This window comes from Pseudomonas cremoricolorata, assembly GCF_000759535.1.
Taxonomy (GTDB): Bacteria; Pseudomonadota; Gammaproteobacteria; order Pseudomonadales; family Pseudomonadaceae; genus Aquipseudomonas; species Aquipseudomonas cremoricolorata_A.
This window is the reverse complement of sequence record NZ_CP009455.1, coordinates 2,583,978-2,597,013: the sequence shown is the minus strand read 5'-3', so window position 1 is coordinate 2,597,013 and position 13,036 is coordinate 2,583,978. Positions and strand designations below refer to the sequence as shown.

General features: G+C 63.0%; 13 protein-coding genes. 11 read left to right on the top strand and 2 right to left on the bottom strand.

Going from position 1 to position 13,036, the window contains the following annotated elements:
- The 4 genes from minE to LK03_RS11390 all read left to right on the top strand — a co-directional run bounded on the left by minE (position 1) and on the right by LK03_RS11390 (position 3,508).
- A complete protein-coding gene (minE, locus tag LK03_RS11400) occupies positions 1-255 on the top strand; it encodes a cell division topological specificity factor MinE (RefSeq protein WP_028696899.1) in 255 nt (84 codons plus the stop codon).
- A gap of 169 nt (positions 256-424) precedes the next feature.
- Positions 425-1,060: an RluA family pseudouridine synthase gene (locus LK03_RS11395; RefSeq protein WP_038412444.1), complete on the top strand. Its 636-nt coding sequence runs from the start codon at positions 425-427 to the stop codon at positions 1,058-1,060.
- A 70-nt stretch (positions 1,061-1,130) separates the two neighbouring features.
- Positions 1,131-1,295, top strand: a complete 165-nt coding sequence (locus LK03_RS22305) for a hypothetical protein (RefSeq protein ID WP_167334494.1) — start codon at positions 1,131-1,133, stop codon at positions 1,293-1,295.
- Positions 1,296-1,342: 47 nt separating this feature from the next.
- Positions 1,343-3,508 (top strand): mechanosensitive ion channel domain-containing protein, encoded by a 2,166-nt coding sequence (locus LK03_RS11390; RefSeq protein WP_038412443.1) that lies wholly within the window; start codon positions 1,343-1,345, stop codon positions 3,506-3,508.
- On the opposite strand, the gene LK03_RS11385 is transcribed toward LK03_RS11390, so the two are convergent.
- On the bottom strand, positions 3,453-4,214 hold the full coding sequence (locus LK03_RS11385; protein WP_049870475.1) for a UTRA domain-containing protein: 762 nt from the start codon (positions 4,212-4,214) through the stop codon (positions 3,453-3,455). The genes LK03_RS11390 and LK03_RS11385 overlap by 56 nt on opposite strands.
- A 327-nt stretch (positions 4,215-4,541) precedes the next feature.
- On the opposite strand from LK03_RS11385, the gene LK03_RS11380 reads away from it, so the two are divergent.
- From LK03_RS11380 to LK03_RS11355, 6 genes are read left to right on the top strand one after another with little or no spacing between them, the layout of a single operon-like run.
- Positions 4,542-5,606, top strand: a complete 1,065-nt coding sequence (locus LK03_RS11380; protein WP_038412442.1) for an ABC transporter substrate-binding protein — start codon at positions 4,542-4,544, stop codon at positions 5,604-5,606.
- Positions 5,607-5,666: 60 nt separating this feature from the next.
- Positions 5,667-6,473, top strand: a complete 807-nt coding sequence (locus tag LK03_RS11375) for an alkaline phosphatase family protein (protein WP_038412441.1) — start codon at positions 5,667-5,669, stop codon at positions 6,471-6,473.
- A complete protein-coding gene (locus LK03_RS11370; RefSeq protein ID WP_038412440.1) occupies positions 6,470-7,309 on the top strand; it encodes an ABC transporter permease in 840 nt (279 codons plus the stop codon). The genes LK03_RS11375 and LK03_RS11370 overlap by 4 nt, the downstream gene beginning before the upstream one ends.
- A complete protein-coding gene (locus LK03_RS11365; RefSeq protein ID WP_038412439.1) occupies positions 7,299-8,093 on the top strand; it encodes an ABC transporter permease in 795 nt (264 codons plus the stop codon). The genes LK03_RS11370 and LK03_RS11365 overlap by 11 nt, the downstream gene beginning before the upstream one ends.
- Before the next feature lies 1 nt (position 8,094).
- Positions 8,095-9,084, top strand: a complete 990-nt coding sequence (locus LK03_RS11360; protein ID WP_038412438.1) for an ABC transporter ATP-binding protein — start codon at positions 8,095-8,097, stop codon at positions 9,082-9,084.
- A gap of 13 nt (positions 9,085-9,097) precedes the next feature.
- On the top strand, positions 9,098-9,751 hold the full coding sequence (locus tag LK03_RS11355; protein WP_038412437.1) for an HAD family hydrolase: 654 nt from the start codon (positions 9,098-9,100) through the stop codon (positions 9,749-9,751).
- A gap of 52 nt (positions 9,752-9,803) precedes the next feature.
- On the opposite strand, the gene LK03_RS11350 is transcribed toward LK03_RS11355, so the two are convergent.
- On the bottom strand, positions 9,804-10,766 hold the full coding sequence (locus LK03_RS11350; protein ID WP_038412436.1) for an NAD(P)H-quinone oxidoreductase: 963 nt from the start codon (positions 10,764-10,766) through the stop codon (positions 9,804-9,806).
- A 139-nt stretch (positions 10,767-10,905) separates the two neighbouring features.
- Here LK03_RS11350 and LK03_RS11345 point away from each other — a divergent pair, with 139 nt between their 5' ends.
- Entirely contained in the window at positions 10,906-12,981 is a 2,076-nt protein-coding gene (locus LK03_RS11345; protein ID WP_167334518.1) for a carboxy terminal-processing peptidase, read from the top strand.
- Positions 12,982-13,036 lie beyond the last annotated feature (55 nt).

Sequence of the window (13,036 nt, the reverse complement as noted above, 5' to 3'; positions counted from 1 at the left end):
ATGAACCTTTTTGACTTCTTTCGTGGCAGACAGAAAACCGCCAGCGCGTCGGTAGCGAAAGAGCGTCTACAGATCATCGTGGCGCACGAGCGTGGCCAGCGCAGCACCCCGGATTACTTGCCTGCCATGCAGCAAGAGCTGCTGGAAGTGATCCGCAAATACGTCAACATCGGCAACGATGATGTGCAGGTCGCTCTGGAGAATCAGGGCAGTTGCTCGATTCTGGAACTGAACATCACCCTGCCTGATCGTTGATCGGCCCTTGAAGAGCGGCACCGCGCCGCTCCGCAGCCCACCTTCCTGAAGCGAGTGCCGACTGTGGCGCGCGAGCAGGTATAGTGACGAGCTGTCGGAGTGGCGTGGTGCCGCTCTTTTTCGTTCGCGCCCGCCGGCTCCTGCAGCCGGCCTCTGCCGAGACTTTGCAATGCCGCTGTCGAATGTCCAGATCCTTCACCAGGACGCCGCCATCCTGGTGATCAACAAGCCCACGTTGCTGCTGTCGGTGCCGGGTCGTGCCGATGACAACAAGGACTGCCTGATCACCCGCCTGCAGGAAAATGGCTATCCTGACGCGCTGATCGTGCACCGACTGGACTGGGAGACTTCCGGCATCATCCTGCTGGCGCGAGACGCCGACAGCCACCGCGAACTGTCCCGGCAGTTCCATGATCGCGAAACCGAAAAGGCCTACACCGCGCTGTGCTGGGGGCAACCGACCCTGGACAGTGGCAGCATCGACCTGCCATTGCGATACGACCCGCCGACCAAGCCACGCCACGTGGTCGACCACGAGCAAGGCAAGCATGCCCTGACCTTCTGGCGCATCCTCGAGCGCTGCGGCGATCACTGTCGGGTAGAGCTGACGCCGATCACCGGTCGCTCGCATCAACTGCGTGTCCATATGCTCTCCATCGGCCACCCGCTGCTGGGCGACCGCCTGTACGCGAATCCAGAAGCACTGGCCGCCCACGAGCGGCTGTGCCTGCACGCCAGCATGCTCAGTTTCACCCATCCGCGCAGCGGCGAGCGGCTGCGTTTCGAGTGCCCTGCCCCGTTCTGATCTACCCGCGCGGCTGGCGTATGAAGGCGCCGGCTTGATTCCAAGGACGTTTCACACAAGGAAGTTGTCGATGTCTCCATTCATGCTTCACCTCCTGCCCATCGTCGCCGGCCTGCTGCTGCTGACACTTGGCTTCAGTCTGCGCGAGCGCAACAGCGGTGTACTGATGATGTGGATCGGCACCATCGCGGTGTTCGGCACCGCCTGCTGGAAGATCCTCGAGAAACTGGCCTGAAAAATCTCTACACTCGGGCAGTCGTTCATCCTGAGGTCGTTTTTCCAGTGCCAGCTCTTCTGCGTTGCCTGACTCTGCTGCTGTTGCTGTTCGTTGTTCCGGCCCAGGCGGCCGGCCTGCCTGGCCTGCTGGGTTCAAGCAGTACCCCGCAGCAACCCGAGGCCAGCGAGCCGCTGGGCAAGTCCCTCGACGAGGTGATCAAGAACCTTGAGAACGACCAGCAACGGGCCAAACTGCTGGCTGACCTGAAAAAACTGCGCGATGCCTCGCGTCAGTCGCAACCCAGCGTCGAGCAGGGTGTGCTGGGGCTGATCTCTGGCGCGCTGCACGATTTCGAAGAGCAGTTCAGCGGCGACTCCAGCCCCTTCGTGCGCTGGGCCGATGAATTTCACCAAGCCAAAGCCGAGCTGATCGACCGCGTCGTACCGATACAGCAGTGGCCGGCCATTCTGTTCGGCTTCGCTGCAGTGATCGCGGTGTGGAGCCTGCTGGCCTTCGCCTTCAACTGGATCAGCCATCGTGTGCGCCTGCGCTTTGGCCTGAGCGAAGAACTGCCGCAGCATCCGCGCACCTGGGACCTGGTGCGCTTCGCCCTGCGCAAGCTCGGCCCTTGGCTGGTGGCGCTGATCTTCACGGTGTACCTGAGCTTCGTCCTGCCGCCTTCGCTGGGCAAATCGCTGGCGATGGTACTGGCCTATGCACTGGTGGTGGGCACCTGCTTCTCGGCGATCTGCGTGATCGCCTTCTCTCTGCTCGACGGCCCGCACCGCCACCGCGCGCTGCACATTCTGCGTCATCGCGCGTTCAATCCGCTGTGGCTGATCGGCAGCTTCGCCGCATTTGGCGAGGCCATGAGCGATCCACGCCTGACCAGCGCCCTGGGCGTGCACCTGGCCCATTCCATCGCCACCGTGGCCAACGTCCTCGCAGCGCTGTGCACCGGGCTGTTCATCCTGCGTTTCCGCCGTCCGATCGCGCACCTGATCCGCAACCAGCCACTGTCCCGGCGCCTGACCCGACGCACGCTGAGCGACACCATCGAAGTGCTCGGCAGTTTCTGGTATTTGCCGGCGCTGGTGCTGGTGGCGATTTCGCTGTTCGCCACGTTCGTTTCGGCCGGCGACACCAGTACCGCTCTGCGTCAGTCACTGATGTGCACCGTGCTGGTGGTGGTATGCATGGTGCTCAACGGGCTGGTGCGTCGCCATGCGGCCAGAACTGCACTGACGACACGGCGTCAGGCGGCCTACACCGAACGCCTGCAGAATTTTGGCTACGCCCTGGCGCACCTGTTCATCTGGCTGCTGTTCATCGAGCTGGGCTTGCGCGTCTGGGGGCTGTCGATGATTCGCTTCGCCGAGGGCGATGGCCACGACATCAGCATGCGCCTGCTGGGCCTGATCAGCACCTTGATCGTCGCCTGGCTGGTGTGGATTCTTGCCGATACCGCCGTGCACCACGCGCTGGTGCGCTCGCGCAGGGGCATGGCCAACGCCCGCGCGCAGACGATGATGCCGCTGATCCGCAACGTGCTGTTCGTCGCCATCGCCATCATCGCGCTGATCGTCGCGCTGGCGAACATGGGCATGAACGTCACCCCGCTGCTTGCCGGTGCCGGTGTCATCGGTCTGGCAATCGGTTTCGGTGCACAGTCGCTGGTGGCCGACCTGATCACCGGTCTGTTCATCATCATCGAGGACTCGCTGGCGATCGACGACTACGTGGATGTCGGCGGCCACCTCGGCACGGTCGAAGGCTTGACCATCCGCACCGTGCGCCTGCGCGACATCGACGGCATCGTGCATACCATTCCGTTCAGCGAGATCAAGAGCATCAAGAACTACTCACGCGAGTTCGGTTACGCGATTTTCCGCATCGCCATTCCGCACAACATGAACATCGACACCGGTATGACGCTGATCCGCGACGTCGGGCAGAAGATGCGCAACGATCCGCTGATGCGCCGCAACATCTGGTCGCCGCTGGAATTCCAGGGCGTGGAGAGTTTCGAGTCGGGCGCCGCCGTTCTGCGCGCGCGCTTCAAGACTGCACCGATCAAGCAGTGGGAGGTGTCGCGGGCCTTCAACCTGGCGCTCAAGCGCCAACTCGACGAGCAAGGCCTCGACCTCGCCACGCCGCGCCTGTCGGTGCAAGTGGTCACGGCGGGGGGCGGCAAGCCGTCCGAGCCGATGCCGGCAGCCGCGACGGATTGACTTCAGCACAGATGCGAATCGCATCGTGACGCCAGTACTCCAGGTCACAATCGATCAGCCGCCCGTGCTGATCGCTGTTGCTGCGCAGCACGTGCAGCCCGGCGCTGCCACTGGACACGCGCAAGGCGCTGGCGGCTGCGGCGGGCAAGGCCGTGGGAAGGATTTCGAAGCCGACCTGGCCGTAGAAGATGCCGTATTCGCTGGCGTATAGCCGAGTCAGTGACTGGCTCAGGTCAAGTTGCAGGATGCCGGGAAAATACTGCGGGTTGAGGTAATGCTCGGCGTACAGCACCGCGCGTCCATCGATGCGCCGTACACGGCAGATGCGCACGACGCTCGACAGCGCCGGCAGTTGCAGGTGCGCGCAGATCAGCGCCGATGCCGGCTGCAGACCGGCCGACAGCAGTTGCGTGGCAGGGCTGCGTCCCTGTGCGCAAACCATCGCGTGAAAATGGCTACGCTCGATCAGGTCGTAGGTCAACCGCGCCGGCGAAACGAACCAGCCGCGGCGCTCTTCACGGTAGATCAGGCCCATGGCCTCGAGCTGCACCAAGGCCTCACGCAAGGTGATGCGGGTGGTGGCAAAGACTTCACTGAGGTGACGCTCGCCAGGCAACCTGTGGCCGGGCGCCAGCAGACCGTGTTCGATCTGCTCCTGCAAGGCATGGCAGATGGCTGTTACTGCGCGCGGTGGCGTTGACTGCATCACAAGTTACCTTTCTGGACTAGTCCAACGCACCTGAACAGGGCACCGGCTCAAGCCAGCAGCCTAAGCAGCGGCGATGACCAAGCTGTGACAACCCTCGTTGCAGTCACCGCCTGCAACCCCGCTGAGCCGCTCAGTGCTCCGCGCCGCTTGGTCTACGCTGTATTTCCAGGGTAGCGATCGATACCACCGCCCCCGCCGGCTACATCAAATTGTCACGCAACCGGCCTACCTTGGCTCGGGAGTTGCTGACCTAGACCAACCTGTTCGCAAGCACGCTTTCCTTTACCCAATCGAATGCACGGCATCCCTATAAAGGAGCTTCGGATGAAACAGTTCTTCATGGCCTCACTGCTGGGCGCAAGCATCGCCCTGTGTACTTCGGCGATGGCCGCTGACACTGATTTGAAAACCCTGGAGGACGCGGCCCGCAAGGAAGGCGTCATCAACAGCGTGGGCATGCCCGATGCCTGGGCCAACTGGAAAGGCACCTGGAACGACCTGACGCAGAAGTACGGCCTCAAGCACAGCGACACCGATATGAGCTCGGCCCAGGAAATCGCCAAGTTCGAAGCCGAGAAAGACAACGCCAGCGCCGACATCGGCGACGTTGGCGCCGCCTTCGGCCCCATCGCACTGGCCAAGGGCGTCACCCAACCGTACAAGCCGAGCACCTGGGAGCAGATCCCGACCTGGGCCAAGGATCAGGACGGTCACTGGGCCCTGGCCTACACCGGCACCATCGCTTTCATCATCAACAAGGATCTGGTCAAGGAAGAAGACCGGCCCAAGACCTGGCATGACCTGGAGCGCGGCAAGTACAAGGTCGCCATCGGCGACGTCGGCACCGCCGCCCAGGCCGCCAACGGCGTCCTGGCTGCCGCCATCGCCTACAAGGGTGACGAGAGCAACGTCCAGCCGGGCCTGGAACTGTTCACCAAACTGGCCCAGCAAAAACGCCTGTCGCTGGCCAACCCGACCATCCAGACCCTGGAAAAAGGCGAGGTTGAAGTGGGCGTGGTGTGGGACTTCAACGGCCTGAGCTACCGCGAGCAGATCGATCCGAAGCGCTTCGAAGTGCTGATTCCGTCCGACGGCTCGATCACCTCCGGCTACACCACGCTGATCAACAAGTACGCCAAGCACCCCAACGCCGCCAAGCTGACCCGCGAATACATCTTCAGCGATGCCGGGCAGATCAACCTGGCCAACGGCCACGCCCGACCGATCCGCGCCGAGCACCTCAAACTGCCCGCCGAGGTCCAGGCCAAGCTGCTGCCCAACGAGCAGTACGCGCCGGCTCAGCCGATCAAGAACGCCGACGCCTGGGAGAGCACCTCCAAAGAGCTGCCGCGCAAGTGGCAAGAGCAGGTCATCTTGGAAATGGAATAACCCCCCCGCTCGACCGGGGGCGCCTGGCGCCCCCACCTCTTCCCGGTTCGGAGCCCCCGAATGAAACATAACGTCATCCTGGTCTTGCTCGACGGCCTCAACTTCCACGTGGCCCGGCACGCCATGGGGCATCTGCATGCCTACGTCGAAGCCGAGCGCGCCGCCCTGTACCGCGTGGAATGCGAATTGCCGTCGCTGTCGCGGCCGTTGTACGAATGCATCCTCACCGGCACGGCGCCCATCGACAGTGGCATCGTGCACAACAACGTCAACCGCCTGTCCAACCAGCGCAGCGTCTTCCACTACGCTCGCGAAGCCGGCCTTGGCACTGCGGCGGCGGCCTACCACTGGATGAGCGAGCTGTACAACCGCTCGCCCTTCGACCCCCAGCGTGACCGCCACACCCATGCGCCGAAGCTGCCGATCCAGCACGGCCTGTTCTACTATGCCGACCATTACCCCGATTCCCACCTGCTGGCCGACGCCGAATACCTGCGCCGCCGGCATGCGCCAAACTTCCTCCTGGTGCACCCGATGAGCATCGACGATGCCGGCCATCACCATGGCCTGGACAGCAGCCAGTACCGCAACGCTGCACGCAGCCTCGACATTCTGCTGGCCGACTACCTGCCGCGCTGGCTCGAAGAGGGTTACCAGGTGCTGGTCACCGCAGACCACGGCATGAACAACGACCGCTCGCACAATGGCCTGCTCGCCGAAGAACGCGAGGTGCCACTGTTCGTGTTCGGCGAAGGCTTCAGCCTCGACCTCAACGCCAAGCCCTTGCAGACGCAACTGTGCGGCACCATTTGCGAGCTGCTCGGCGCAGCGCACGACAAGAGCGTATGCCGGGAGCTGCTCAAATGAGCGCGCAACCGCGTGGGCGCTACCTGGCACTGCTGTGTCTGTTGCCCTTTGCGCTGTTCTTCCTGGTGTTCCAGATCGCCCCGCTGGCGTGGGTGGCGGTCAACAGCCTGCAAAGCGAGGCTGGCTGGGGGCTGGACAATTTCATCAAGGTATTCAGCTCGAAGTTCTATCTGCAAGCGCTGCAGCGCAGCCTGGAAATCAGCTTCTGGTCGAGCCTGTTCGGCATCGTCATCGCCATCATCGGTGCCTACTCGCTGCGTCAGGTCGACTCGCGCCTGCGCGATTTCGTCAGCGCCTTCGCCAACATGACCAGCAACTTCTCCGGTGTGCCGCTGGCCTTCGCCTTCATCATCCTGCTCGGCTTCAATGGCGCGCTGACGCTGCTGCTCAAGCAGATGGGCCTGCTCGGTGATTTCAGCATCTATTCCAAGAGCGGGCTGATTCTGGTGTACACCTACTTCCAGATCCCCCTCGGGGTGTTGCTGCTGTACCCGGCCTTCGATGCCCTGCGCGAAGACTGGCGCGAATCGGCTGCCCTGCTCGGCGCAAACGGCTGGCACGTCTGGCGGTACATCGGCCTGCCGGTGCTGACCCCGGCGCTGCTGGGTACGTTCGTCATTCTGCTGGCCAATGCGCTGGGGGCCTATGCCACGGTCTACGCCCTGACTACCGGGAACTTCAACGTCCTGCCGATTCGCATCGCCGGCCTGGTGGCGGGCGATATCAGCCTCGACCCGAACCTGGCCAGTGCCCTGGCGATGGTGCTGGTGGGGCTGATGACCGTGGTCACGGTGGTTCATCAATGGCTGTTGCGAAGGAGCTACCATGCGCGCTGAACCCGGCAAGGGCGGCTGGTACCACCGTCTGGTGGTATACCTGCTGTTCGTCATTCTGCTGCTGCCACTGGCCGGCACCCTGCTCTACTCGTTGTCGACCAGTTGGTCGGCAAGCCTGCTGCCCAGCGGCCTGACCTTGAAGTGGTACGTGGCGCTGTGGAGCGAGCCGCGCTTTCTTGCTGCGTTCGGCCAGTCGCTGCTGGTGTGCGTCGGCGCGCTGCTGCTGTCGGTGGTGCTGATCCTGCCGCTGCTGTTCGTGGTGCACTACCACTTCCCGCGCCTGGATGCGCTGATGAACATTCTCATTTTGCTGCCGTTCGCAGTGCCGCCGGTGGTGTCGTCGGTGGGCCTGTTGCAACTGTATGGCAGCGGGCCGCTGGCCATGGTCGGCACGCCGTGGATTCTGATCGGCTGCTACTTCACCGTCGCCTTGCCATTCATGTACCGGGCGATCACCAACAACCTGCAGGCGATCAACCTGCGCGACCTGATGGACGCGGCCCAGCTGCTTGGCGCCAGCCCCTGGCAGGCCGCGCTGCAGGTGGTGCTGCCGAACCTGCGCAAGGGGCTGATGGTGGCGCTGCTGCTGTCGTTCTCGTTCCTGTTCGGCGAATTCGTCTTCGCCAACCTGCTGGTCGGCACCCGCTACGAGACCCTGCAGGTGTACCTGAACAACATGCGTAACAGCAGTGGCCACTTCAACAGCGCACTGGTGATCTCGTACTTCACCTTCGTGCTGGTACTGACCTGGGTCGCCAATCGCCTGAATAAGGACAAGACCTGAAATGAGCTACGTCAGCGTAAAGAACCTGCGCAAGCGCTACGCCAGCAGCACGGTGTTCGAAAACATCGACTGCCAGATCGCCCGCGGCGAATTCGTCACCCTGCTCGGCCCCTCCGGCTGTGGCAAGTCGACCCTGCTGCGCTGCATTGCCGGGCTGACACCGGTCGATGGTGGGCAGATCCTGCTCGATGGCCACGACCTGGTGCCGTTGAGCCCGCAGAAGCGCGGCATCGGCATGGTGTTCCAGAGCTACGCGCTGTTCCCCAACATGACCGTGCAGCAAAACGTCGCCTTCGGCCTGCGCATGCAGAAAGTGCCGGCCGAGCAGAGTCGCCAGCGGGTTCAGGAAGCATTGGCGCTGGTCGAACTGGGGGCGTTCGCCGAGCGCTATCCGCACCAGTTGTCCGGTGGCCAGTGTCAGCGCGTGGCCCTGGCCCGCTCGCTGGTGACCCGGCCCCGCCTGCTGCTGCTCGATGAGCCGCTGTCGGCGCTGGATGCGCGCATTCGCAAGCACCTGCGCGAACAGATCCGCGCGATCCAGCGTGAACTGGGCCTGACCACGATCTTCGTCACCCACGATCAGGAAGAGGCGCTGACCCTGTCCGACCGCATCTTCCTGATGAACCAGGGGCGTATCGTGCAAAGCGGCGATGCCGAAACCCTGTACACCGCCCCGGTCGATCTGTTCGCCGCAGGCTTTATCGGCAACTACAACCTGCTCGACGCCGACAGCGCCAGCCGTCTGCTGCAACAGCCGGTCAGCCAGCGCCTGGCGATTCGCCCCGAAGCCATCAGCCTGGGCCTTGATGGCGAGCTGGATGCGGTGATCCGCAGCCACAGCCTGCTAGGCAACGTGATCCGCTACCGGGTCGAGGTGCGCGGGATCGAGCTGGTGGTGGATGTGCTCAACCGCTCGCCGGCCGATCTGCATGAGGCGGGCAAGCGGGTATCCTTGGCGATCGATCCAACAGCGCTACGGGAAGTGGCTTAGGAGTTTCAGCAACATGGCACTGGCAATCTTCGATCTGGACGAAACCCTGATTCACGGCGACTGCTCATCGCTCTGGTGCGCGCAGATGGCGCGGCTGGGCTGGGTCGACGGCGAGTCGTTCCTGCGCCGCGACGCCGAGCTGATGCAGGCCTACGGCAAAGGCCACCTGCGTATGGAGGAGTATATGGCCTTCAGCCTGGAGCCGATCGCAGGGCGTACGCTGGAGGAAGTCGATCATCTGGTGGAGCCGTGGGTGGAAGATGTCATCGAGCCGATCATCTTCGGCGATGCCTGCCGCTGCATCGCCGAGCACCGCCAGGCTGGCGACCGGGTGCTGATCATTTCCGCTTCGAGCGCGCATCTGGTCGGGCCGATCGCGGCGCGCCTTGGGGTCGAGCAATACCTGGCCATCGACCTGGAAACCGCCCACGGCGTGTACACCGGCAACACCCGCGGGACGCTTACCTACCGCGATGGCAAGGTCACCCGACTGCTGGAATGGCTCGATCAGGAGCAGGAAAATCTCGAGGGCGCCAGCTTCTATTCCGACTCGCGCAACGACCTTCCACTGCTGCTGCGGGTCGACAACCCACGGGTGGTGAACCCAGATGCCGTACTGCGCGAACATGCCGAGCGCAATGGCTGGCCGATTCTCGAGTGGAAATGATGGGGGTCGAACCCCACCCGGCAGGCTGCCGGGCGGGGTCTGCGCAGAGTGATCAGCTCAGGCTCGGGTCGACCACCAGCACCAGCTTGCCCGACACCTGGTTGCTCGCAAGCTCGGCATAGGCCGCCTCGGCGAATGCCACCGGATAGGTATCGACCAACTGCGCACTGAGCCGGCCTTCGCCGAACAACGGCCAGATGTGCTGACGCAGGTCGCTGAGCAACTGCGCCTTGAACTCATCGCTGCGATTGCGCAGGGTCGAGCCGGTGATCTGCAGACGCTTGCTCAGCACCTGGGCCAGATCGATTTCCGCTTTGCGCCCGCTCATCAGACCGATGATGACCCAGCGCCCATCGCGGGCCAGCAGGCTTAGATTGAGCTCGACGTAGCCCGCACCGACTGGGTCGAGTACCACATCGAATGGCCCCAGTTGCTCCAACTCAGCCAAGTTGTCGTTACGCACCACCCCACCGCTGGCACCCAGCGCCTGGCAATGAGCGAGTCTCTCCTGCGAGCCGACGCTGACCCATACCGGGTTGCCGAACGCCTTGCACAATTGAATGGCAGCCGAACCCACACCACTGGCGCCGGCATGCACCAACACCTTCTCGCCCGCCTGCAGGCCGGCGAGCTGGAAGATGTTCAGCCAGGCCGTGGCGTAAACCTCCGGCACCGCAGCCGCTTCGTGCAGGCTCAGGCCATCGGGCACTGGCAGCACGTGACGCGCATCCACTACCACCTCTTCAGCGACCCCACCGCCGGCCAGCAGCGCGCAGACGCGGTCACCGACGCGCCAGTCGCAACCGGCACCGACTTCCTCGATCACTCCCGAGCATTCCAGGCCCAGATAAGGGCTGGCACCCGCTGGCGGCGGATAGAGGCCGGCGCGCTGCATGAGGTCGGCGCGGTTGAGTCCGGCGGCCGCCACGCGAATGCGTACCTGCCCCGCATCACAGGCCAGACGCGGTGCGTCGACCCAGGCTACATGTCCGTCAACGCCTTGCAATGCCTTCACAGTGCCTCCATAGTTGATTCATGACTGAGCCCGGGAAACCATGCCCGGGCTTTTTGCAGTTTCAGACCGGCTCGATGGAACCGGTGAACGGAAAAGACGGCCTACTATGCGTGATCAATTGCACCCACGTCGAATCAGCATGAAGCACTTCCTGCCCCGCACCGCACTCGCCCTGGTCGTTGGCCTGGGTACCCTTGCGCTGGGCAGTACTGCCTCGGCTGCCAACAAGTGGGACTCTCTGCAACCGGACCGCGACGAGGTGGTCGCCAGCCTCAACGTGGTCGAGTTGCTCAAGCGGCATCACTACAGCAAGCCGCCGCTCAACGATGCACGCTCGGTCATCATCTACGACAGCTACATCAAGTTGCTCGATCCCTCGCGCAGCTATTTCACTGCGGCCGACATCGCCGAGTTCGACAAGTGGAAGACGCAGTTCGACGATTTCCTCAAGAGCGGCAACCTCGACCCCGGCTTCACCATCTACAAACGCTACCTGAATCGGGTCAAGGCACGTCTCGACTTCGCGCTGGCCGAGTTGAACAAGGGCGTCGACAAGATCGACTTCACCACCCACGAAACCTTGCTGGTCGACCGCAAGGACGCACCGTGGCTGAAGAACGACGCCGAGCTCGATGACCTGTGGCGCAAACGGGTCAAGGATGAAGTGCTGCGCCAGAAGATCGCCGGCAAGGACTTGAAGCAGATTCAGGAAACCCTGACCAAGCGCTACAAGAACCAGCTCGCGCGTCTCGACCAGACCCGCGCCGAGGACATCTTCCAGGCCTACATCAATACCTTCGCCCAGTCCTACGATCCGCACACCAACTACCTGTCACCCGACAACGCGGAAAACTTCGACATCAACATGAGCCTGTCGCTGGAAGGCATCGGCGCGGTGCTGCAAAGCGACAACGATCAGGTCAAGATCGTCCGCCTGGTCCCGGCAGGTCCTGCCGCCAAGACCAAACAGGTCGCACCTGCCGACAAGATCATCGGCGTCGCCCAGGGCAACAAGGAAATGGTCGATGTGGTCGGCTGGCGCCTGGATGAAGTGGTCAAGCTGATCCGCGGTCCGAAAGGCTCGGTGGTCCGTCTGGAGGTGATTCCGGCCAACAACGCGCCGAACGATCAGACCAGCAAGATCGTTTCCATCACCCGCGAAGCGGTCAAGCTCGAAGAGCAGGCAGCGAAGAAGTCGGTGCTCAAGCTCAAGCAGGATGGCCGCGACTACAAGCTGGGGATCATCGAGATTCCAGCGTTCTACCTCGACTTCAAGGCCTACCGCGCGGGTGATCCTGACTACAAGAGCACCACGCGCGACGTGAAGAAGCTGCTCACCGAGTTGCAGAAGGAAAAAGTCGACGGCGTGGTCATCGACCTGCGCAACAACGGCGGTGGCTCGCTTCAGGAAGCCACCGAGCTGACCAGCCTTTTCATCGACAAGGGCCCGACCGTGCTGGTGCGTAACAGCGACGGCCGCGTCGACGTGCTTGAAGATGAAAATCCCGGGGCGTTCTACAAAGGTCCGCTGACGCTGTTGGTGAACCGCCTTTCTGCCTCTGCTTCGGAAATTTTCGCCGGCGCCATGCAGGACTATCACCGCGCGCTGATCATCGGTGGGCAAACCTTCGGCAAGGGCACGGTGCAGACCATCCAGCCGCTCAACCACGGCGAACTGAAGCTGACCCTGGCCAAGTTCTATCGGGTTTCTGGGCAGAGCACCCAGCACCAGGGCGTGCTGCCGGACATCGATTACCCGTCGATCATCGACACCAAGGAAATCGGTGAAAGCGCGCTGCCCGAGGCCATGCCGTGGGACACCATCCGCCCGGTGGTGCGGCCTGCGGCCGATCCGTTCAAGCCGTACCTTGCGCAACTGAAGGCGCGGCATGAAGCGCGCAGCGAGAAAGACCCCGAGTTCGCCTACATCCGCGATCGGCTGGCGCTGACGCAAAAGCTCATGAACGAGAAGACCGTCAGCCTCAATGAGCAGGAACGCCGCACCCGTCACGACGAGATCGACGCCAAGCAACTGGCCCTGGAAAACGTTCGTCGCAAGGCCAAGGGTGAGGAGCCGCTCAAAGAGCTGAAGAAAGAGGACGAGGACGCGCTGCCGACCGAGCCGGATGACACCAAGCCCGAGGACGATGCCTACCTGGCAGAGACCGGGCGCATCCTGCTCGACTACCTCAGCCTCAGTGGCGCCAAACGCTGACGCTGCAGGCAAAAAAGGGCCGAACGTGAAGACGTTCGGCCCTTTTGCTTCGTGC

Bases quoted from the DNA above. Each gene is read 5' to 3' on its own strand.
- minE (WP_028696899.1), top strand. From the start codon at position 1: ATGAACCTTTTTGACTTCTTTCGTGGCAGACAGAAAACCGCCAGCGCG.
- LK03_RS11395 (WP_038412444.1), top strand. From the start codon at position 425: ATGCCGCTGTCGAATGTCCAGATCCTTCACCAGGACGCCGCCATCCTG.
- LK03_RS22305 (WP_167334494.1), top strand. From the start codon at position 1,131: ATGTCTCCATTCATGCTTCACCTCCTGCCCATCGTCGCCGGCCTGCTG.
- LK03_RS11385 (WP_049870475.1), bottom strand. From the start codon at position 4,214: ATGCAGTCAACGCCACCGCGCGCAGTAACAGCCATCTGCCATGCCTTG.
- LK03_RS11380 (WP_038412442.1), top strand. From the start codon at position 4,542: ATGAAACAGTTCTTCATGGCCTCACTGCTGGGCGCAAGCATCGCCCTG.
- LK03_RS11375 (WP_038412441.1), top strand. From the start codon at position 5,667: ATGAAACATAACGTCATCCTGGTCTTGCTCGACGGCCTCAACTTCCAC.
- LK03_RS11370 (WP_038412440.1), top strand. From the start codon at position 6,470: ATGAGCGCGCAACCGCGTGGGCGCTACCTGGCACTGCTGTGTCTGTTG.
- LK03_RS11365 (WP_038412439.1), top strand. From the start codon at position 7,299: ATGCGCGCTGAACCCGGCAAGGGCGGCTGGTACCACCGTCTGGTGGTA.
- LK03_RS11360 (WP_038412438.1), top strand. From the start codon at position 8,095: ATGAGCTACGTCAGCGTAAAGAACCTGCGCAAGCGCTACGCCAGCAGC.
- LK03_RS11355 (WP_038412437.1), top strand. From the start codon at position 9,098: ATGGCACTGGCAATCTTCGATCTGGACGAAACCCTGATTCACGGCGAC.
- LK03_RS11345 (WP_167334518.1), top strand. From the start codon at position 10,906: ATGAAGCACTTCCTGCCCCGCACCGCACTCGCCCTGGTCGTTGGCCTG.